Origin of the sequence: Acinetobacter geminorum (assembly GCF_013009345.1) — a bacterium.
Lineage (GTDB): Bacteria > Pseudomonadota > Gammaproteobacteria > Pseudomonadales > Moraxellaceae > Acinetobacter > Acinetobacter geminorum.
Window position 1 is genome coordinate 110,195 of record NZ_JABELE010000003.1, and the last position, 19,574, is coordinate 129,768.

General features: G+C 38.4%; 19 protein-coding genes and 1 pseudogene. 10 read left to right on the forward strand and 10 right to left on the reverse strand.

Going from position 1 to position 19,574, the window contains the following annotated elements; all coding sequences use genetic code 11:
- The first annotated feature begins 78 nt into the window (after window positions 1-78).
- Complete coding sequence (locus tag HJG58_RS18975) at window positions 79-1,236, forward strand: M23 family metallopeptidase (protein WP_328704247.1); 1,158 nt, start codon at window positions 79-81, stop codon at window positions 1,234-1,236.
- Window positions 1,237-1,244: 8 nt separating this feature from the next.
- Window positions 1,245-1,718, forward strand: coding sequence for a hypothetical protein (locus HJG58_RS03885; protein WP_170247995.1), 474 nt, complete (start codon window positions 1,245-1,247; stop codon window positions 1,716-1,718).
- Between the two features lie 288 nt (window positions 1,719-2,006).
- Here HJG58_RS03885 and HJG58_RS03890 read toward each other — a convergent pair.
- Window positions 2,007-2,663: pseudogene (locus HJG58_RS03890) on the reverse strand (haloacid dehalogenase-like hydrolase).
- A gap of 144 nt (window positions 2,664-2,807) precedes the next feature.
- Here HJG58_RS03890 and HJG58_RS03895 point away from each other — a divergent pair.
- The gene (locus HJG58_RS03895) at window positions 2,808-3,164 is read left to right on the forward strand and encodes a DUF5991 domain-containing protein (protein WP_170247996.1); all 357 of its coding nucleotides are present in this window, start codon (window positions 2,808-2,810) and stop codon (window positions 3,162-3,164) included.
- A gap of 67 nt (window positions 3,165-3,231) precedes the next feature.
- Here the strand turns inward: HJG58_RS03895 and HJG58_RS03900 are convergent, their stop codons facing one another.
- Window positions 3,232-4,575 carry a PGAP1-like alpha/beta domain-containing protein gene (locus HJG58_RS03900; RefSeq protein ID WP_170247997.1) on the reverse strand — a complete coding sequence of 448 codons (1,344 nt, stop codon included), beginning with the start codon at window positions 4,573-4,575 and terminating at the stop codon, window positions 3,232-3,234.
- A 210-nt stretch (window positions 4,576-4,785) separates the two neighbouring features.
- Here HJG58_RS03900 and HJG58_RS03905 point away from each other — a divergent pair, with 210 nt between their 5' ends.
- A complete protein-coding gene (locus tag HJG58_RS03905; protein ID WP_170247998.1) occupies window positions 4,786-5,367 on the forward strand; it encodes a YqiA/YcfP family alpha/beta fold hydrolase in 582 nt (193 codons plus the stop codon).
- Between the two features lie 14 nt (window positions 5,368-5,381).
- A complete protein-coding gene (gene parE / locus HJG58_RS03910) occupies window positions 5,382-7,265 on the forward strand; it encodes a DNA topoisomerase IV subunit B (protein ID WP_086266283.1) in 1,884 nt (627 codons plus the stop codon).
- A gap of 129 nt (window positions 7,266-7,394) precedes the next feature.
- Here parE and HJG58_RS03915 read toward each other — a convergent pair whose 3' ends face one another.
- Together HJG58_RS03915 and alc are read right to left on the reverse strand one after the other, a co-directional pair.
- Window positions 7,395-7,913: an ureidoglycolate lyase gene (locus tag HJG58_RS03915; RefSeq protein ID WP_170247999.1), complete on the reverse strand. Its 519-nt coding sequence runs from the start codon at window positions 7,911-7,913 to the stop codon at window positions 7,395-7,397.
- Entirely contained in the window at window positions 7,889-8,899 is a 1,011-nt protein-coding gene (alc, locus tag HJG58_RS03920) for an allantoicase (RefSeq protein WP_170248000.1), read from the reverse strand. The genes HJG58_RS03915 and alc overlap by 25 nt, the downstream gene beginning before the upstream one ends.
- Before the next feature lie 199 nt (window positions 8,900-9,098).
- Between alc and hpxO the strand changes: the two genes are divergently transcribed.
- Window positions 9,099-10,256: an FAD-dependent urate hydroxylase HpxO gene (hpxO, locus tag HJG58_RS03925; RefSeq protein WP_170248001.1), complete on the forward strand. Its 1,158-nt coding sequence runs from the start codon at window positions 9,099-9,101 to the stop codon at window positions 10,254-10,256.
- A gap of 53 nt (window positions 10,257-10,309) precedes the next feature.
- On the opposite strand, the gene HJG58_RS03930 is transcribed toward hpxO, so the two are convergent.
- The 5 genes from HJG58_RS03930 to puuE form a co-directional block, all read right to left on the reverse strand.
- Entirely contained in the window at window positions 10,310-11,035 is a 726-nt protein-coding gene (locus HJG58_RS03930; RefSeq protein WP_086266279.1) for an outer membrane protein OmpK, read from the reverse strand.
- A 121-nt stretch (window positions 11,036-11,156) separates the two neighbouring features.
- A complete protein-coding gene (locus HJG58_RS03935; protein WP_170248002.1) occupies window positions 11,157-12,524 on the reverse strand; it encodes a nucleobase:cation symporter-2 family protein in 1,368 nt (455 codons plus the stop codon).
- Between the two features lie 24 nt (window positions 12,525-12,548).
- Entirely contained in the window at window positions 12,549-12,872 is a 324-nt protein-coding gene (gene uraH / locus HJG58_RS03940; RefSeq protein WP_130173110.1) for a hydroxyisourate hydrolase, read from the reverse strand.
- Window positions 12,869-13,372, reverse strand: coding sequence for a 2-oxo-4-hydroxy-4-carboxy-5-ureidoimidazoline decarboxylase (gene uraD, locus HJG58_RS03945; protein ID WP_002121920.1), 504 nt, complete (start codon window positions 13,370-13,372; stop codon window positions 12,869-12,871). Before uraD ends, uraH begins: the two co-directional genes overlap by 4 nt.
- A gap of 99 nt (window positions 13,373-13,471) precedes the next feature.
- Window positions 13,472-14,437: an allantoinase PuuE gene (gene puuE, locus HJG58_RS03950; RefSeq protein WP_199964051.1), complete on the reverse strand. Its 966-nt coding sequence runs from the start codon at window positions 14,435-14,437 to the stop codon at window positions 13,472-13,474.
- Window positions 14,438-14,689: 252 nt separating this feature from the next.
- Between puuE and HJG58_RS03955 the strand changes: the two genes are divergently transcribed.
- The 4 genes from HJG58_RS03955 (at window position 14,690) to dsbD (ending at window position 18,364) form a co-directional block, all read left to right on the forward strand.
- Window positions 14,690-15,040, forward strand: a complete 351-nt coding sequence (locus HJG58_RS03955; RefSeq protein WP_001019316.1) for an HPF/RaiA family ribosome-associated protein — start codon at window positions 14,690-14,692, stop codon at window positions 15,038-15,040.
- Between the two features lie 153 nt (window positions 15,041-15,193).
- Window positions 15,194-15,739, forward strand: coding sequence for an ankyrin repeat domain-containing protein (locus HJG58_RS03960; RefSeq protein ID WP_032062527.1), 546 nt, complete (start codon window positions 15,194-15,196; stop codon window positions 15,737-15,739).
- Window positions 15,740-15,751: 12 nt separating this feature from the next.
- The gene (locus tag HJG58_RS03965; protein WP_086266276.1) at window positions 15,752-16,519 is read left to right on the forward strand and encodes a transporter; all 768 of its coding nucleotides are present in this window, start codon (window positions 15,752-15,754) and stop codon (window positions 16,517-16,519) included.
- An 18-nt stretch (window positions 16,520-16,537) separates the two neighbouring features.
- Window positions 16,538-18,364: a protein-disulfide reductase DsbD gene (gene dsbD / locus HJG58_RS03970; protein WP_170248003.1), complete on the forward strand. Its 1,827-nt coding sequence runs from the start codon at window positions 16,538-16,540 to the stop codon at window positions 18,362-18,364.
- On the opposite strand, the gene HJG58_RS03975 is transcribed toward dsbD, so the two are convergent.
- Window positions 18,359-19,552, reverse strand: coding sequence for a GGDEF domain-containing protein (locus HJG58_RS03975; RefSeq protein WP_216076501.1), 1,194 nt, complete (start codon window positions 19,550-19,552; stop codon window positions 18,359-18,361). The two genes, dsbD and HJG58_RS03975, sit on opposite strands and share 6 nt — an antisense overlap.
- Between the last annotated feature and the right edge of the window lie 22 nt (window positions 19,553-19,574).

Sequence of the window (19,574 nt, forward strand, 5' to 3'; positions counted from 1 at the left end):
TACCAAAAACTAAAAACAATATCCGTAACTAAAGGAATAGAAAATAGCTGTATATCAGTTCCATTAGGGCTAGTCAGCGTGAAATTGAAGATACATGATAGTAAAGGCAAGATTTTAAAAAATAATAAGTTTTTTGTTTCATATAGAGGTAGAGAAATAGAGAAAACAACTGATAGTAATGGCTTTATTCAATTAAAAATGTTGAATGCATTTGTTTATAAATTGCTACTTTCAAATAAGAAACCTGTTTTGACATTAAGAAATGATCCAAGTATTTCTGTAATTAATGTCAACTTAAATCCTGCAGCTACAACAATACAGATGCCTCGAGTAGCTCCAAATACTCCAAGTAAGACAGTACCAGCAAAAAAAGCACCAGCGAAAGAAACACCGTCTAAGAATGAAGAGAGCTTTGTTGATTACTTAATTGATTTTATTCCTTCATTAGGAAAAACAGAGAATGTTCATACAGAGAAAAATGGTAATCCTTTAACTAAACAATATGGTAGTGATGTCGCTTTTACTATTAAAACAATAAATAAAGAGACAGGTAAGGAAGAAAATCTAGCTTATTCAATTAAATATAATGGCGCAAAAAGAACACATTATACTGGGCAAGATGGGATTGGATTAAAAAAACATCGGGGCGAAGAAGGGAAGAAAATTGAAATTGTTGTAGATGTTGATAGTAAAGAACAAGTACTTTATACCGCTGTATTGAAGAATCCTATGCCAGTTATTGTGTTAAGAATAGATAAATTGAAAGAGGATGAATCTTATTTGTTCCCATTAAAAACTCGTACAAGTTCTTATAAAAATGGGAGCGGTAGATTTGGTTCAAATCGTAGTGGTGGAACACGGAAACATGCAGGTTGTGATCTGTATGCACCAGTAGGAACTGAAATTAGAGCGATGGCTGATGGAAAAGTACGTGTGGTAAAAGGTTTTTATTCTGGTACTGATGTAATTGAAATTGTACATAAAAAACATATTATACGCTATGGCGAGGTTCTGGCAGGGAAGTCCTTAGTAAAAGTTGGAGATGATGTAAAACGCGGACAAACTATTGGCTATGTAGGTAAACTCACAATACAAGTTCCAAGTATGATGTTACATTTGGAGATGTATTCTAATCCTAAAGATACTGGCCCATTAACAGTTCGTGGCAACAATGCCTATCAACGACGGTCTGATCTAATAGATCCTACTACTTTTTTAGATAATTCAACATTATGAGATGAGTAATGAATAAAATTTTAATAGTCCTATGTATTTTACTTTTGACGGCTTGCAATGATGTTAACAAAGTGGAAAAAGAATCTAATGTATCTATTGAACAGCAAAAAGAATCAAATTCAGTTATAAAATCACAGCCAAATAATACTAATGACTCACTGATAAAGGAGACTTCTGTTTCTCAACTGAGAGATACAAAAATAGAGAATTCAAAACCGCAAATGGATGCTCAGGATAAAATTACTTGTATGGGTAAAACCTTAAATGATTGGTATACTTTTGATGAAAAGTTAGAACAACCAAAATGTAAGAAATTAAACGGTTATAAACTAAAGGATTATCAATGCTCTGTTGAGAAAAATGTATTCGATTTAAATTCTGATGCTATTAGAATTACTATGAAAGATACTAGAGTATTTGCATTCCATTCTCTTGAACAATGTCAAGAAGCTGTTGAAATGTGGGAAGCGAATGGTATTTAGAATTTGAAAAAAATGATTAGAGTCATGAATCATTATATTTATTTAGAAAATATAAAATTATTTCATTAAAAGTGGTTTTAATGAATATCTAATATATTTCTGTAATTCTAGATTTTGATAAGATTTTTATCTAACTTGTTGTAAAGATACGTTAAGAGTCAAATTAACTGGTAGATAGCTTATAAATATATAAAATCACTTTTATAAGCACTTTTATTACTAAAAGTGCCTATACTATCTATATTTAGTCTTTAGAAAGCTTATATAAACAATATTCATATCATAAGTTTAAAACCAATTTAATTGTTTTAAGTTTTTGATTTTAATGTTTTTAGTTTTTTTGTCATCACCGTTAATTAAATAGGGAAGTTTAGCGCCAATCAAAATAGGTAAGTCATCTTCAATATCATCACTGTATGTTGCAAACCAAGGTTGTTTGATATCAAGCTTATTCAATCTTCTTACTTTTTCTTCAGACCTGCAATGTATCCCACTTATCCATCCTCCTAGCTTGTTTTGTAGAGGAGTACCAATAATTTGTACATTTAGATTAATAGACTCGAGTAAAACATTCGCTAACTTTTCTGGTGCAGCCGTGGCAATAAACACAATTCTTCCATTGGCTAAATGATCTTTAACTTCGGCTATACCTTTCTCAAACCAATATAATGAACTGGAAGTAGTTCCATTGATATTCTTAGAGAAATTCTTAAAGCTATATTCTAATTATTCTTCATTCACACCATACGTTGCAATCCACAAATACAATGAAGCACCTTTAGATTTATATTTCTTGAATTTCATAAGAGGTAAAGCAATCGGACTAACAATAATTGCAGCGATAAATCTGAGAAGATTAGATTTCAATTTATCTGTTAACCATGCCTTTGTAGAGTCACCGGATAGTAATGTCCCATCCAAGTCAAAAACAACAATTTCTTTCATATATTTCTCTATATTTGGTAATAGTGATAAGCATTAATTTTCAAAAATAGTATTTTTAAGGGTTGATTTATAAAATAATAAAATATTTTATTGTATTGCAATTTTGTTATAATGGTTTGACCTGATTATTTATAAACTAAACTAATGAAAATTTTTTGCTCTTTATTATTGTTGGTTCTTTCTAGTAATACATTTGCAAATGTAGATGAGTGGCATGGTACATATCACTATTATAGTTCAGAGGAGCTACCTAGTGGAAATGTTGCGACTATAGAGTCAACTTTAACATTAGCGCCAAAAAAATGTGTGTACTCTATTATTGGTTTTCAGGTTGATAAATCCTATATGTGCAAAGTGAAAGAGAAAAATAACGAGCTATATTTCTTTAATGTTCAAAGTGGTGAAAAGTTAGGAAAAGTAGTCTTTAAGAAAGGAAAATACTATCTTTATTCTGATGAAGTTTTAGATAGTAAAGACAACTTGTTTTTTAAAGATAAATAATAGTTATAGAGCTCTTTTTAAAATATTTCAGATTCTATAAAAAAGCCCAACAAAAGTTGGGCTTTTTTTACGTCTCTACAATTCCTTCTAAATCTTCGAGCTTATAGTTCGGCATATCAATAATATGGGTTTGAATACCTTCTTGCACATAATCATTCACATGAGGATATAACCAACGAGTAATCTGTTCCGCAACACTCGAGTGATACTGAATCTCAAAGTGATTTAAACCATAAAACACGGCTTTATGCGAGTCTGGAACTTTAAGCTGAAAACGTGGATTAGGATGTTCGCCGAGTGCACTTTTTACACTCACTAAGTAGTCACCAATTACTGTTAACGCTTTATTGCGCACCTTTTCAAATTCTAAGGTCCCTGCTACTAAAAAGGTGTTGATATGGGAAGGTAGCGGAGCAGGCGCACGGTTATCATCCATCATGCCAATACGGGCATCCATATGTTCCCAATCATCATCACGAACGCTGCCGTGGCGTAGGTCTAAAATACCATTACTCCGAATATTAACCAGTTGACCGAGTAAGCCGACAAAAGGGAAAGCCCCAAGTTTATCTTGTATGGTAAAGCCAAAGCGCTCTAAAACTGCCCCATGATGTGGAGAGCCAATACAGACTAGATTCTCGACCATATGGATCCATTGATACATATTTTGTTTGCCATAAAACAAGGCACTACGGGAAACCAGTCCGCCCATACTATGGCCAATCACATCAATGCTGGTAATTCTTGGATTATTTTTTACGAGATCTTCTAATAAATTTGAGAAGCTGCGACCATTGGCTGAAATACGTCGCCCTGTATTGTAATTTAAATACAGCATGGTGTTATGGTCACGCTGGGCTAACAGACGTTCCCCAATACCACCGTAATGGGCGTTTGACCAAGTCAGATGATTCATACACAAACCATGAACCATAATTACAATACGGCCTGCAAGCTCACCTTGCTGTATAGCTCCGTAGTGATCGTATAACACTATTGGTAGAGCGAGAGGACTATGTTGCTTGAGTAGGTAATCCCCAAAAACACCATTCAAAATTCCTACCAAAAAATGTAGGCTTGGGGTGAGTGGTTTTTCGTGAAGTGTTGGATATTTTTCAATAATGCGACGCAAACCGGGCGCTAAAAAATAACGACCATATTTTTGTAAAGCGCCATAAGAAAATTGATATGCCTTTTGCACAAATGGTCGTTTTTGAAAGTTTTTAGCGTTTTGTGTGCTAATACCAAAAGCATTTTTTAAGACTTCAATATTAATAACTTGTATGAATTCATGTACACCATTTAAGCTGGTGCTGAACAGTTGAGCTAAACCTTCTAGTACGTCTGCCTGACTAGGTGGCGTACGATCCCATTTACAATAAGTTTCATGTAGTGGTGTTAAGCTCGGCATATCTTTTCCCCATATACGTTATAACCGACGTTTTAAGCTGTACTTTTTATCAACGGCAGTAAACGTTTCCATCTTAGTAGTTTAAATAACACATTTTTTTAAAATACTGATGAATGGTTAGTTGAGTGGTTTTTCTTGTCTAACAATTGTGCTTTTCTATACAAACTGAGAACAAAATTGTGAAATTAGTCTCAATTTAGAGGGAAATATATGAATATTATCTACCTCCATGGTTTTAATAGTAGCTCTCTTTCAATTAAAGGGCTGAGTCTTAGACAGTATTGTAGCGAATTGGGCATAAATGTGCATTTGCCAGATTTAAATAGATCTCCTGATCTAGTGGTTGAGCAAGTTTCAGAGCTGATAGAGTCTTTACAAGATGTAGCCTTAGTCGGTAGTAGCCTTGGCGGGTTTTTTGCGACATATTTTGTCGCGAAATATAATATTCCGGCTGTACTGATTAACCCTGCTATGCAACCATGGAAGCTGTTTGATGAGTTATTTCAAGTTGAAAGCATGCCTTATAAGGTGAACGATCAATGGTCAATTGATCATGTTCAGTTACGACAGTTAGAACAACTGGAACTGAAACAGCCTGAAAATGCTGACAAAATACTCGTCTTGTTGCAACAAGGCGACGAAATTTTGGATTATCGTCAAGCACAACGCTATTATAGTGCTGCAACACCATCCTCATTGATTTTGACGGATGCTCATGGCAATCATGCCATGGAAGATTTTGAAGAAAAATTACCCTTAGTGATCGAATTCTTTGCGCACACCATCAAATAAGGAAAACGTACAACGTGACACAATATACGGCTCAATCGCTTGAAGTTCTTTCCGGTTTAGACCCTGTTCGTCGTCGTCCGGGGATGTATACCGATACGACTCGACCTAACCATTTAGCCCAAGAAGTTATTGATAATGCTGTTGATGAAGCATTAGCTGGTCATGCCGACAAAATCTGTGTCACGGTTTATAAAGATGGTTCATTGTCTGTTGAAGATAACGGCCGTGGTATGCCAGTCGATATACATCCTGAATATGGACAAAGTGGTATCGAAATTATTCTAACCAAGCTCCATGCTGGTGGTAAATTCAGCACCGATAACTATCAGTTTTCGGGTGGTTTACATGGTGTGGGCATTTCCGTTGTAAACGCTTTATCAACACGGGTTGAGGTCGAAGTTCAACGTCAGGGTAACCTATACCAAATGGCCTTTGAGCAGGGTGAACCAGTAGCACCTTTAGCTGTTCTTGAGGGTAAAGCACCAAAACGTGCGACAGGTACAACTGTACATTTTTGGCCAGAAGCTAAATATTTTGATAGTCCAAAATTTGCGTTAAAAGCACTGAAACACAATTTAAAAGCCAAAGCTGTTTTAGCGGCTGGCTTAAAAATTATTTATATCGATCAAATTAATGATGAAAAAATCGAGTGGCAATTTGAAAATGGCCTCGTCGATTATTTGATGGATGAATTACAAGACCGCGAAATCTTGCCAAATCCTGCATTTGTGAGCAGTGGTCAGGCAGACCGTGCGGCTTGTGAATTTGCGATTTGTTGGAATGTGGAAGGCGGTGAACAGGTTCAAGAAAGTTATGTCAACTTAATTCCGACCGCACAAGGCGGTACTCATGTGAACGGTTTACGCTCTGGGGTTACTGAGGCGTTACGTGAATTCTGTGAGTTACGTAACTTGTTACCGCGTAATCTTAAACTCTCGGCAGAAGATGTTTGGGATGGCGTGAACTATATCTTGTCGCTCAAGTTCCAAGAGCCGCAGTTTTCAGGTCAAACCAAAGAGCGTCTTTCGAGTCGTGAAGCATCAAATATTGTTTTAAATATTGCTAAAGATGCTTTTTCACTCTGGCTAAACCAACATGCTGAAATCGCGATGCAACTGGCTGAAATGGCGATTTCTAAAGCAGGTCGTCGTTTAAAAGCAGCAAAGAAAGTCGAACGTAAAAAAATTGTTTCCGGCCCTGCATTGCCGGGTAAGTTGGCAGACTGTGTTGGCCAAACACGTGAGGACAGTGAATTATTTATTGTCGAGGGTGACTCAGCAGGTGGTAGTGCCAAGCAAGCGCGCGATAAAAACTTTCAGGCGATCATGCCAATTCGTGGAAAAATCTTAAACACATGGGAAGTTTCTTCTGATGAAGTACTCGCTTCTCAAGAGGTTCACGACATTGCGATTGCCATCGGGGTAGACCCGGGCAGTGATGATTTATCTGAACTACGTTACGGCAAAATTTGTATTTTAGCCGATGCCGATTCTGACGGTTTACACATTGCGACCTTATTATGCGCCTTATTCGTTAAACACTTTCCAGCATTGGTTGAAGAAGGGCATTTGTATGTGGCGATGCCACCATTGTTCCGTATCGATATTGGTAAAGATGTCTATTACGCGCTTGATGATGATGAGCTTGAAGCTATTTTGAAAAATGTTAAAGGCAATCGAAATCCGCAAATTACCCGATTCAAAGGGTTGGGTGAGATGAACGCGATTCAATTACGTGAAACGACTATGGATCCGAACACGCGTCGTTTAGTTCAGCTTGACCTAGATGATGTTCACTTAACGGCAGGTTTACTCGACAAGTTGCTTGCGAAAAAGCGTTCGGCAGATCGTAAGCAGTGGCTTGAACAGAAGGGTAACTTAGCTGATATTACTGTTTAGAAAAATGAAAAAATCCCCGTTCAATTGACGGGGATTTTTTATATAAACCTAAGATTGTTAGAAATCACCACAACGATTCCTGCTATTAAGGTTTAGATCATTAAATTAGATAGATCTGTATATTTTAATTTAGGTCGTAATTTTTATAGCCTGTGGGAATTGAAAAATATCGCAATTCGCTCCACCTCCAATTCGATCTACTACTGCAAAATCACTTGGTGCTTCAAAGGTCAGCAAAGGATGATGCCATGTGCCTGCCCGATAATTTATGCTTTGTTTTCCATTTGAAACAAATGCACATAATTTTGAAATATCGGGAGTATTTTCATCCAAAGTAGGTGCCACAATAATTAAGAACTTTTGCTGTTGTAATGGAATAAATGCCTGAGAGCCTTTCGGATGGCGCTCTAGCATCGAAATTTCTAAAGGCAAAACACTGGCCTTAATATTACGAAAAATACTAATTCCTGCTTTTGCTTCACCTTCAATTTCTGTTTCAACGAGCGCGTGGTAGCGCTCGGTGTGTGCATCATTAATATGAAAAAAGTCATGCCCGTCACAACAAATAACTTCTCCGAAGGGCTGAAAGTTCTCAATGGTTAAGGGCTGAATATGGACATTATTCATGACTTGGCAATTTTTCCCCATAAACGAACACGGCTAATACCACCATCTGGAATCATGTTAATACGAATATGCGAGATTTTTTCATGTTGTAAAATCTCATTCACATATTCATGAATATGATCCATTTGCATAGGTTGGGCTTCTAGTAAGTAAGACCAAAACATACTTTGAGGAATTAACTGTGCATCGGTTGCATTTTCGAGGTAAACCGCCTGAATAGATACTTGAGCAGGAAAGTTCCCTTTAAAATGAGCTGTATCAATTTCAAGTTTTTCAATTTTTCCGCTTTTACCCAACGCAAGAATACACCAGTCATAACCCGGTGCACGGCGGCGTTTGGTTTCCCACCCATCGCCCATGTTGACGCCACGGCCTGGATTAATCAAATTACGCGGGTGTCCAAAATGAGCATCACTATAGGCAACTACGCGGCCACCATTTTCAAGAGCCAATAAATCGAGAGTTTGTTCGCTGTCAGTTACCTGAATATGAACATCACCATAGACACGTAAACGGGCAATACCGCCATCTGGGAAAATATTAAGGCGTATATGAGTGAAAAGTGCATCATTATTGACCATAAAAATATGATGCTGGCTTGGGCCTAGTTCAGTATTTCCTAAAACATTCTCCCATTTTGCCCCTGACAGGTCCCCATTTGGTGCATAACATGCTTCTAATGATGCAGATGCAGGATAATTTCCTGTAAAAAAGCTGGTATCAATATCAAGTGCAGTGATTTTTCCACTTACACCTAACTTCACGATACACCAATCATAGCCTGCGTGACGTTTACGGCGCGTTTCCCATCCGTCCATCCATTTGCCGTTGTCATCAAATTTATCTTCAACAAAAATAGGTGCATCAAATTGCAGCATACGCTTTGCTTCTGCAAAGAAATCATCTGAACACTCAATGACTTGTGCACCAATTCGGGCATCTGCCAAATTGGTTTTCGTATTCAAAATCTCAGGAAGTTCAAAAGCTGGAGCGTGCAATGTTGCCATAGTGGAGTATCCGTATTTCTTGTTAAAAACATGATTTTTCATTTAAAACTGCGCTAACACGGAGCGTGCCAAGTCGAGTTTTATACATAAATATATAAGCATGGTGCATGCCAGTTTTGTGGAAAAGCTAAATAAATTTTGAACGATGGCATGTTTTTAGCATAAGCACCCTATAGGTGAATATCTATAGGAGAGTGTTATGAATGTGGTGATTATTGGTGCAGGAATGGGAGGTCTAACCACAGGCATTGCATTAAAGAAATTTGGTCACCAAGTTCGCATTTTTGAGCAAACTGAAAAAATTCTTCCTGTCGGCGCGGCAATTTCGCTGTGGTCGAATGGTGTGAAATGTCTGAACTATCTGGGATTAACTGACAAAATCGCCAAACTTGGTGGACAAATGGATGATTTGGCCTATGTGGATGGTTTAACTGGAGATGTGATGACACAATTCAGTTTACTGCCATTAATTGAAGAAGTGGGCCAACGACCTTATCCGGTTGCACGTGCTGATTTACAAAATATGTTAATGGATGAATTTGGTCGTGATCAGATTTATTTAGGTAAAAAAATGGTCAGCCTTGAAGACAAAGCTGATTATGTCGAGGTTCATTTTGCAGATGGTAGCTCAACGCACGCTGATCTATTAATTGGGGCTGATGGGACTCACTCACTTACACGGACCTATGTGTTGGGGCAGCAAGTGCAGCGCCGTTACGCAGGTTATGTAAACTGGAATGGTTTGGTTGAGATCTCTGAAGATTTAGCTCCAGCCCAGCAATGGACGACTTATGTGGGGGAAGGCAAGCGAGCTTCTTTAATGCCAGTTGCAGATGGAAAGTTCTATTTCTTTTTAGATGTCCCTTTACCAGCAGGGTTGGATAATAATCGAGATGAATATAAAAAACTTTTAAAACAATATTTTGCTGATTGGTGTCAACCCGTACAGCAGCTTATTGAACGCTTAGACCCGCAAAAGACCAATCGAGTAGAAATACATGATATTGAACCGTTCACTCAATTTTATAAAGGTCGCGTGGTGATTTTGGGTGATGCTGCACATAGCACGACACCTGATATTGGGCAAGGCGGCTGCCAAGCTATGGAAGATGCGATTTATTTAGCGCGTTCTCTGCAAATTAATACTTTGGGGCAAGAAGATGCTTTGCGACGTTATCAAAACAAGCGCAATGAACGTGCCAATGAATTGGTGCTTCGCGCACGCAAACGTTGTGATGTGACACATATGAAAGATGAAGCGGTTACACAAGCATGGTATGAAGAATTACGTCGTGAACAAGGTGGGCATATTATGCAGGGGATTATTAGTAATATTGTGGGTAATCCACTTGATTAAAAACAAAAACAGCAAGGAACTTTCCTTGCTGTTTTATCTTCTAAATTTGGATTTTAGAAGTGGTATTTAACCAAGGCACTAACGTTATTTTCGTCGGCACCTTTAATACCAAATTTGTTATTCCACACTGAGTGCTCGATACCTAGGTATAGACGTGTATCGGGAGAAATGTGTTTACCTACATTCCATTTCCACTGAGTTGTCCAGTTTAACTCGCTCGCATGGTCGCCTTCAGCAGTTGACCAGTCAAGGAAACCATCTACCAAGAAATCTTCAGATCCTAATTTTAATGGAATACCATAAACGAATGTCATTTGATAATCGTCGTCAATGTTCTCATTATTTGCACGGTAGAAGTTTAAATTTGCATATTGGAAATATGGGATATCTAAATCAACTGCAAAACCATAAAGGAAGTTATCGAAGTTATTGCCGTCTTCACTATTGCCTTCCCAAGTAGTACTAATGAGTACATCTTTGATTGGGCCATACGACAGTTTTTTACCAGACACTTCGCCTAAACTTAAGCGTGGTGATAACTCGAAGTAAGTACTCTTGTGGTCATTTTCACCACGCATGCGGTCCATAAAGAAAAACACATCAGCGTATTTAACTTTTGCTGCATATTCCAAAGTAATCGTGGTTTCTTTGTCATCTACAACTTCATAGTTTTCGCCATAAAGTCCAGTCACACTAAAATCTTGCCAGATTGGTTTCGCCTGAACCATGGCAGTTACAGATAACAAGGCACAAGTCGCCGCAAGTTGCTTTAATTGCATTTAAATGATCTCCCCCCAAATAAAGCACGCTAAGGATACAGGGTCTTAAGCAAAAATGAAGCCAAATTTGATCAACGGTTAAAAAAAAGCCCACCGAAGTGGGGCGCTAAAAACTAAATCTTTAATGAGTATTTCTTGTGTTTATTGTTTGGCTTAAATGCGCAGTACGTGAGCTGCGAAATGAAGGTAAATGATTAAATAATAAATTCAATAAGATAGCAAAGATACAAGTTGAACTAATGCCTGAATGGAACAAAGTTTGTACCCAAACCGGGAAATGAGCATAAAACTCATGGTTAATAATTGGGATCATCCCTGCCGATAAAGCGGTTGCCACAATAATCAAATTTTTCTGATCGTTATAATCTATCTTTGCCAAAGTACGAATTCCACTGGCTGCAACCGACCCAAACAAGACCAAACCTGCACCACCAAGTACGGGCATTGGAATCGCTGCAATTAAACGACCCATAATAGGTAGTAGACCCAAAATAATCAGAATGACACCGCCTGCTGCTACGACAAATCGACTCTTGATACCTGTAATCGCAACCAGTCCAACATTTTGGGCAAAAGCGCTTTGCATGAATGAACCAAAGAGAGGGGCAAAAGCACTAGAAAACATATCCGCACGAACACCATTGGCGATACGTTTAGCATCTACCTCAGTTCCTACAATGTCTCCGACAGCAATAATATCGGCTGTGGTTTCAGTCATAATCACCAAAGTGACGATCAACATCGACAAGATAGCGCTGAGCTCGAAAGTCGGTAAACCAAATGCAAATAAGTGTGGAAATTGGAGCCATGCGCCTGAGCTCACCTGACTAAAATCACCAAAACCCATAAAGTAGGCGAGGATAGTACCGGTAACAATAGCCAACAAAATTGATATGCGTCGGATGCCTGCTTGCGGCAGCATATTTAGAACAATCACAATGCCTAAGGTCAGCAGTGCCAAAGAGATATTTTCTACGCTCCCCCAGTCGGGCGCTTTATTGTTCCCACCCATCATCCAGCGAATCGCAACGGGTAACAAAGATAGACCAATAATCGTGATGACACATCCTGTCACAACAGGTGGGAAAAAACGAATAATTTTAGAAAAATAAGGTGCAAGACACAGTCCAATTAGGGATGCAGCAATGACCGCGCCGTAGACAGCAGGTAAACCACCGCCTGTAGTGATAATGGCGACCATCGTTGCAACACCCGCGAAAGATACACCCTGTACCAGAGGTAATTTTGCGCCTAGATATTTGGTACCGATTGTTTGAATCAGTGTTGCCAATCCACCTACAAATAGCGCAGCCGCAATTAACATTCCGATTTGTGCTGAGCTTAAGCCAGCTGCCGTTCCAATAATCAAGGGCGGGGCTACAATGCCACCATACATGGTCAGCACATGCTGTAAGCCGTAAGCAAAACTTTTGGAAATTCCCAAATATTCATGCTCTGGAGAAATCGCATTTTTTTGCTGATGATTCATATTTTTCTCCTATTTATATCTGAGTTAGCTACCGCGATAAGTGGAGTAAGCAAATGGGCTGATCAATAAAGGAATGTGATAATGTTGATTGATGTCTTCTATGAAAAATTGGATACAAACACGCGGGAAAAAAGTTTTGACTTGCTGCGATGAAAAATAAGGAGCAATTTCAAATTCAAGTTGATAAGCACCTTCTGCAAAGTCTGTTATGCCAAAATCACTCACTCGACCATCTTGATTGGTGATTGCTGTCGCTATCAGTTCATGGGTTGCTGCATGAAACAACTTTACTTCTACGTCTGCAGCTGGTTTGCCTAAATTCGTATCTAAAATATGAGTGCTGATCATGCTTGTATTTCCTGAGATAGACGTAATAGAGCAATCGCTGCGAGTTGCTCATGTACAATTGTTTTTTCGATAGCTAAGTCGTTTTTTAGTCTTTCATGTAGCTTTTTTAAAATTTCATCACTACTGAGGCCTGCCGCTTTAATTAAAAAAATAAAGCCAAACTTTTGCTCATAATCAAGATTACCTTGCAGCAGAGCTTGTTGTGTTTGTTCATCTAAAGAAATGCCAGCTTGTTCTTTAGATGAAAAATCTTGCTCTTTTGCATTGAGTTGTTTTTTAGCTTCGCGTTCACCAATTTTTGGATGAGTTGCTAAAGCTGCTTGAATCTCTTGCCATGACCACATTTGACTTAATTGTTCTGCATATTCCAAAAGAGATGCTTTTGTTGAATAGGGGCGTTTTGAGATGATTTTTTCGGCCCATGCTTGAATGTGGACACAGTTTTTTAACAAAGTCTTGAGTTGTTCTGGTGGGGCTTGATTAAACTCGGCTAAAAACACTGTTATTCCTAAACTCGTTGTCTTGATATGGAGTTTTAGCAATAACAGTGCCAATAGCGAGTTTTAATTCGCTTATGAATTTTGAAAATTAAAAATCAATTATTTAGTTATGTGATTTTTATACCAATGTTCGGCAATCTCCTGTCGACGACATACCCATACTCGATCATGCATTTGAATATAGTCGAGAAATTTTTGTAATGCTTTAAAACGGCCTGGACGCCCCAAAATGCGGCAATGCATTCCAATCGACATCATTTTTGGTGCAGTTTCTCCCTCTGCATACAGCACATCGAAACTATCTTTCAAATATTGAAAAAACTGTTCTGAACTATTAAATCCGCCTGGTGAGCAGAACTTCATGTCATTACATTCCAAAGTATAAGGAATAATCAGATGAGAGCGTGATGCACCTGTAGTATCGGTAAGCGTTGTCCAAAAAGGTAGGTCATCGCCATAATAATCAGAGTCATATTGTATTTGTGGAAACTCTGCGAGTAACTGACGTGTATTAGGGCTGTCACGTCCGGTGTACCAACCTATAGTTTTATTTTCAAACAAGTTTTCTAAAACAGTTAAAGCTTGTTCCATATGCTTCTTTTCGACTTCAATATCAGTATCTTGATAGTGAAGCCAGCGGTAGCCATGTGAAACAACATCATAGTCAGCTTGCTTAATTGCTTCTACAATATAAGGATTGCGGGCAAGCGCCATTGCAACTCCGAAAATGGTCATTGGAAGTTTGCGCTTTTGGAATTCATTATGAATGCGCCAAAATCCAGCACGTGAACCATATTCGTACATAGAGTCCATTGACATATGTTTAGCTGGGTAACTTGCGGCACCAATAATCTCTGATAAAAATTGTTCTGAGCCCTCATCGCCGTGCTCAATATGTTTTTCGCCACCTTCTTCATAATTAAGCACAAATTGCACAGCAACCTTGGCATTGTTAGGCCATTTAACCTGTGGCGGTTGCCCGTGATAACCGATTAAATCACGTGAATAAGGAGACTTTTGAATCTGCTCAATAAGTTCTGCTCCAGATAGATAAGATTCGGACACAATTGCTCTCCTTTTGTTCAATTTTTCATAAAAATTTAAAAAATCAGCTTGCATATTTTTATAGATGGACTGATATTGAAGATATGAAGATCTTCAAAATAAATTAAAAGCAGTACGTTTAAGTCAGGAGATAACAAACCATTACACCATCAAAATGTACAATTGAAGTCAGTTCATGCATGCTTAAAACATGCCAACATAAAAAAGTTTTGCATAGAAAAGATCCACAGTAAGAAAGAGAGGATGGTATTTATGAATATTGAAATCCGCACAGATAAAAACATCCATAACAGTGAACGTTTAATTACTTATGTACGTGCAGAACTTACTCAAGAATTCCAACGTCATAGCGAACGTATTACGCATTTCTCGGTTCATTTTAGTGATGAAAATGGGGACAAAGGTGGTGATAAAGATATCCACTGTATGATTGAAGCACGTCCTTCAGGTTTGAAACCAGTTGCAGTACACCATAAAGCAGGAAATATTGATGCTTCAATTCATGGAGCGATTGAAAAATTAAAACGTAGCCTTGAACATACTTTTGAGAAAAAGGAACACCCGAGAGGTGGTCAACCAGAGTTCATTGATGATGAAGTTTAATTTAAAATCCTAAAAAGCCCTTCGGGGCTTTTTTTATATTTAATGAAAATAAAACTATTCACAACATTAGGTTTGCAATGCGATGCAATCAACCTCTAAAATCTTCAGAAGAGATTAGGCATAATAGCCCTAATATATTTTTGAGAGATGGTCATGTTAACCACCCAGCAGCAAGCTTTAATTAAAGCCATAGAAGAATTAGAACTCGCGCAAGTGCAAAAATTACTTGCTGAAGGACTTGATCCGAACTTTATTGATCCGGAACAAGGGCCACCTGTATCAATCATTTGTGATGGAATTTTTAAATGGTGGGAAGATGTATCAGAAGCTTATGAAGCTGGTACACCACTATCACAAGAAGAAAAGCAACAATCATTACAGGTTTACCTCGATATACTCGAAGCGTTGATTCAAGCCAAAGCGAATGTACACCTTTGGGATGCAGAAGAGTTTTATGGTCCGTTATGGGATGCGGCAAGCTCGGCATGTGCGCCAGCTGTCCAACGTTTATTAAATGAAAAAGTTGATCCAAACACACGCGATGAAGAGGGACTCACTATTTTATCTTCAATCAGTCAGTTGTTCTTTGATTGTGACTTTGATGAAATAGATTGGTCAGAAGCGCTTCAAGAAGAGCGTGAAACATTAGAATTATTGCGCCAACATGGGGCAAAAATGTCAAAAGAACTAACTACTTGATTGGATAATAGAATGAGAACATTTCAAATTTTAACTTTTGCTTTGACCACTGTTGCCGCAGGAAGTACTTTTGCTGCAGAGTTCTCTTTTGACCGCCCAGGTGCTGGCTTTGGAACAGGGATTACTCCAGTTGGTAAATTGGCTTGGGAACAAGGTTTGCCAAGTGCAACTTATACAGAGTCAACGGTTGATGGCGTCAAAGAAAAGACCGTAACTGTAAATGAAGATATGTTATTCCGTACCGGTTTAGCCGAGGGCTTGGAATTACAATTAGGTTGGCAAGGTCCAGCATGGACTCAAACTAAACGTGCTGGTAAAAAACATGATACGTCAGGCTTTGGTGATGTCAGTATCGGTTTGAAAAAAGCAATTGATCTAAAAGATGAAAACTTATCAATGGCTGTGTTAGCTGAAGCGATCATTGCCACTGGAAATGATGAATTTACTGCGCATGACGATATTTATAGTCTAAGTTCAGCAGTCGCTTATAAATATAATGACTTAGTCGGCACATCAATTACCATGCGCTACGAAGTACAAAATAGTAACTGGGCAGTAACTGCAATCCCGACGATTGATTATAAAATCGCAGGTAAGTTGTCTGGTTATTCTGAGTTTATTTACCGTAAAGCTGAAAGCCAAGACTACGAATATGGTTTAGGGACAGGTTTAGTCTACGCTGTAAATGATCGTACTCAGCTCGATGCAAGTATCGGGGTTGATTTAGAGGGTCAAGATAAGAGCTACAACGGTGGCTTAGGCGTGGCGTTCTTGTTCTAATCGAAGCAATTTAAATTTATGTTAATGAAAAAGCTTATTCATCAGGGAATTCTTTATTTCCTAGCCGTTGCTGTTTGTGTGTTTAGCCAGTTGGTTTCCGCACAAGACAAGCTACTCTCGCCCGAACAAGCTTTTTCATTTTCGGTTGAATCTTCTGAGCCGCATACTGCGAGTTTGTCTTGGCAGATTCAGCCAAATTATTATCTCTATCAGCATAAATTTTCTGTACAACAAGGTACTCAACCTTTAACTTTAAAGTTACCTAAAGCGATTGCTCAATATGATGAAAATTATGGGCAAAGTCAGGTTTACTACCATCAAGTTAATTTCCAAATTAAAACAAAGCCTTCAGAGCACTATAGTGTGACTTGGCAGGGCTGTGCCAAAGACCGTATTTGTTATCCGCCACAAACTATTGAATTTCAAACCGATGCAGATGGCTTGGTGGGTGTGCAAAACCAAGCAGGAACAGCGCCAAAACGATTACTAGATTTAGCGAATACACAATCCGACACTTCCTCGGGTTCAGAATCTTTAGAAAAAGAGCAGAGTACAGAGACAGCAGCTGATACAACTACACCTCAAATTGCGCAAGATCAGATCTGGTCTGCTAAGTTAATTGAACACTCGCTTTGGTATGGAGTTTTATTATTTTTAGGTTTAGGCATGTTGCTCGCATTTACGCCATGTTCTTTACCAATGCTTCCTATTTTAACTTCGCTGATTATTCGAGAACATAAAGGTTTAAAAGCTTGGACCATTGCGCTTACTTTTGTGTGTAGCATGGCATTAGTTTATGCAGGCTTGGGTTTAATTGCTTCTTCGGCAGGTTTAAATTTCCAACGCTGGTTACAACAGCCAGCAACTTTAATTGCTTTTAGTTTGCTGTTTATTGTTTTTGCTCTGAACTTATTTGGTTTGTTTGAGCTTCGTTTACCTCAGACATGGTTAAATCGACTTGACCGTATTCAGTCAATGCAACAAGGCGGCACTTTGGTCGGTGCTGGGGTTATGGGTGTCGTTTCTGCGCTCTTGGTGGGACCTTGTATGACTGCACCACTCGCCGGAACTTTGTTATTTATTTCTCAAACACAAAATCAATGGCAAGGTGCTTTGCTTTTATTCTGCCTAGGTTTTGGAATGGGAATTCCGCTACTGCTGGCAAGTATTTTAGGGGCAAAATTCTTGCCTAAAGCTGGTGACTGGATGCATCAGATTAAAGTAATTTTTGCTTTTCTGATGTTGGGTTTAAGTCTTTATTTTATTCGCCCTTTATTACCAGATTGGGGCATGCAAGTACTTAGTTTAGTATTAGGCCTCGCTTTTATAGCCTATGCTGTTTATCAGTTTTTCTGGAAAAAAGGGCAACTACAATGGCTCTACGCGATTTTATTATTAATCGTTACACCTTTTGTAGCCTATAACCAATATCAACATATTCAAAATCGAACCTTGCAAAGTTCTAATCATATGGCCGAGTGGCATATTGCGACTAGTGCAGCAGACTTTGAGAAAATTTTAGCGGCAGCACCTGCTGATCGAGCTATTGTGGTTGATGTCTATGCAGACTGGTGTGTTGCCTGCCAACCGATTGAACACCGTATTTTAAAAGCACCCGAGGTTCAATCTGCTCTTGCGCCATATTATTTAATTAAGCTTGATTTGAGCCATTATGACCAGTCGCATGAAGCGCTACTTAAACAATGGAATATTTTAGGACCACCGACCTATTTATTCTTAAGCCCAGAGCAAAAAGAGATTCGTGCTTTACGATTAACGGGTGCTTTTAGTCAGCAAGAACTTTTGCAACAACTCGCAAGTTTGGCAAAGCTCAAAGAATCATAAGGTATTGATAGTTTCGGTCTGATGAAATGTGCGTACCTGATTACGGCCTGAAGCTTTTACCGCATAGAGAGCTTGGTCAGCCTGTCGAATAACAAGATAAGGGTCCTCTGCAAAAGCTGAACTGCTTATTCCAAAACTTGCACTAATATGAATAGGATTATTTTGGGCGCTACAGACAGGTAATTCTTGTAAAGCACAGCGACAACGCTCAGCAATTTTTTCAGCTTGAATAATATCGGTGTGGGGGAGTAATAAAATAAATTCTTCTCCACCAAATCGACCAATAATGTCCTCACTGCGCAAATTATCAGAAAGGCACTGCGCAATTTCGATTAAGACCTGATCCCCTTGGTGATGTCCGTATATATCATTAATTTTTTTAAAATGATCGATATCAAGAAGTACTACTGCATAATCAAATTGTTGTTGGTGTAGCGACTCTAAATGTGTGTTTAAACTACGTCTATTTAATACATTGGTTAAAGGGTCGATTTGGCTTAGACGTTGAATATAAGTTTCTCGCTGACGCCATTGGGTGAGTAATATTTCAAATAAAATAAAACAGGCCAATAAAATAGGCATAATAAAAAAAGCCATACTTCCTAACCAAAACGGATTAGTTTGGGCTCGTTGCATAGCAATAAGATTGAATAATGGCGCATAAGGCAAAACACCTTTCATGCTTAGATACGTACATATTGTTAAAATAATCGTCGCAGGTATAAGGGCGCTATAAACAATTTTCCGCTCGAATAACACCAAACCCACACCGATGGTACCTACATAACCGACCATAGTGGCTGGACTGATACTGCCAATTAAATATCCATCGTGGCATAGCATAAGTGCAAAGAACTGTACACTAATCAAAGGAATAACTTTTTGAGCCCATTCATCATTTTTGTAGCGATAACAGGGGATTATCAAAGCGCCTAATAAAAATAAAGTAAATAAATTGAGCAAGATTTGTGATTCAACTAAAGGCAGATTTGCCCATTGCCAAACGCTTGGCGTAATTAAAATATAGCCTTTCCATAAAATCCAACTGAAGTTCATTGCACAAGCAAGTGTGAGCATCAGTGCACTTTTTTGTAGTGGCGTCCAGTTGATGATGTGATTATTGTAGATGAAATCGATTATCACCTGTTTTATTCTATTTACGGGATGAGTGATTAAACGATTTTTCATAGTAAGTAAGGGCTCCTAAATA

Bases quoted from the DNA above. Each gene is read 5' to 3' on its own strand.
- HJG58_RS03885 (WP_170247995.1), top strand. From the start codon at position 1,245: ATGAATAAAATTTTAATAGTCCTATGTATTTTACTTTTGACGGCTTGC.
- HJG58_RS03895 (WP_170247996.1), top strand. From the start codon at position 2,808: ATGAAAATTTTTTGCTCTTTATTATTGTTGGTTCTTTCTAGTAATACA.
- HJG58_RS03900 (WP_170247997.1), bottom strand. From the start codon at position 4,575: ATGCCGAGCTTAACACCACTACATGAAACTTATTGTAAATGGGATCGT.
- HJG58_RS03905 (WP_170247998.1), top strand. From the start codon at position 4,786: ATGAATATTATCTACCTCCATGGTTTTAATAGTAGCTCTCTTTCAATT.
- HJG58_RS03915 (WP_170247999.1), bottom strand. From the start codon at position 7,913: ATGGGGAAAAATTGCCAAGTCATGAATAATGTCCATATTCAGCCCTTA.
- alc (WP_170248000.1), bottom strand. From the start codon at position 8,899: ATGGCAACATTGCACGCTCCAGCTTTTGAACTTCCTGAGATTTTGAAT.
- hpxO (WP_170248001.1), top strand. From the start codon at position 9,099: ATGAATGTGGTGATTATTGGTGCAGGAATGGGAGGTCTAACCACAGGC.
- HJG58_RS03930 (WP_086266279.1), bottom strand. From the start codon at position 11,035: ATGCAATTAAAGCAACTTGCGGCGACTTGTGCCTTGTTATCTGTAACT.
- HJG58_RS03935 (WP_170248002.1), bottom strand. From the start codon at position 12,524: ATGAATCATCAGCAAAAAAATGCGATTTCTCCAGAGCATGAATATTTG.
- uraH (WP_130173110.1), bottom strand. From the start codon at position 12,872: ATGATCAGCACTCATATTTTAGATACGAATTTAGGCAAACCAGCTGCA.
- HJG58_RS03955 (WP_001019316.1), top strand. From the start codon at position 14,690: ATGAATATTGAAATCCGCACAGATAAAAACATCCATAACAGTGAACGT.
- HJG58_RS03960 (WP_032062527.1), top strand. From the start codon at position 15,194: ATGTTAACCACCCAGCAGCAAGCTTTAATTAAAGCCATAGAAGAATTA.
- HJG58_RS03965 (WP_086266276.1), top strand. From the start codon at position 15,752: ATGAGAACATTTCAAATTTTAACTTTTGCTTTGACCACTGTTGCCGCA.
- dsbD (WP_170248003.1), top strand. From the start codon at position 16,538: ATGTTAATGAAAAAGCTTATTCATCAGGGAATTCTTTATTTCCTAGCC.
- HJG58_RS03975 (WP_216076501.1), bottom strand. From the start codon at position 19,552: ATGAAAAATCGTTTAATCACTCATCCCGTAAATAGAATAAAACAGGTG.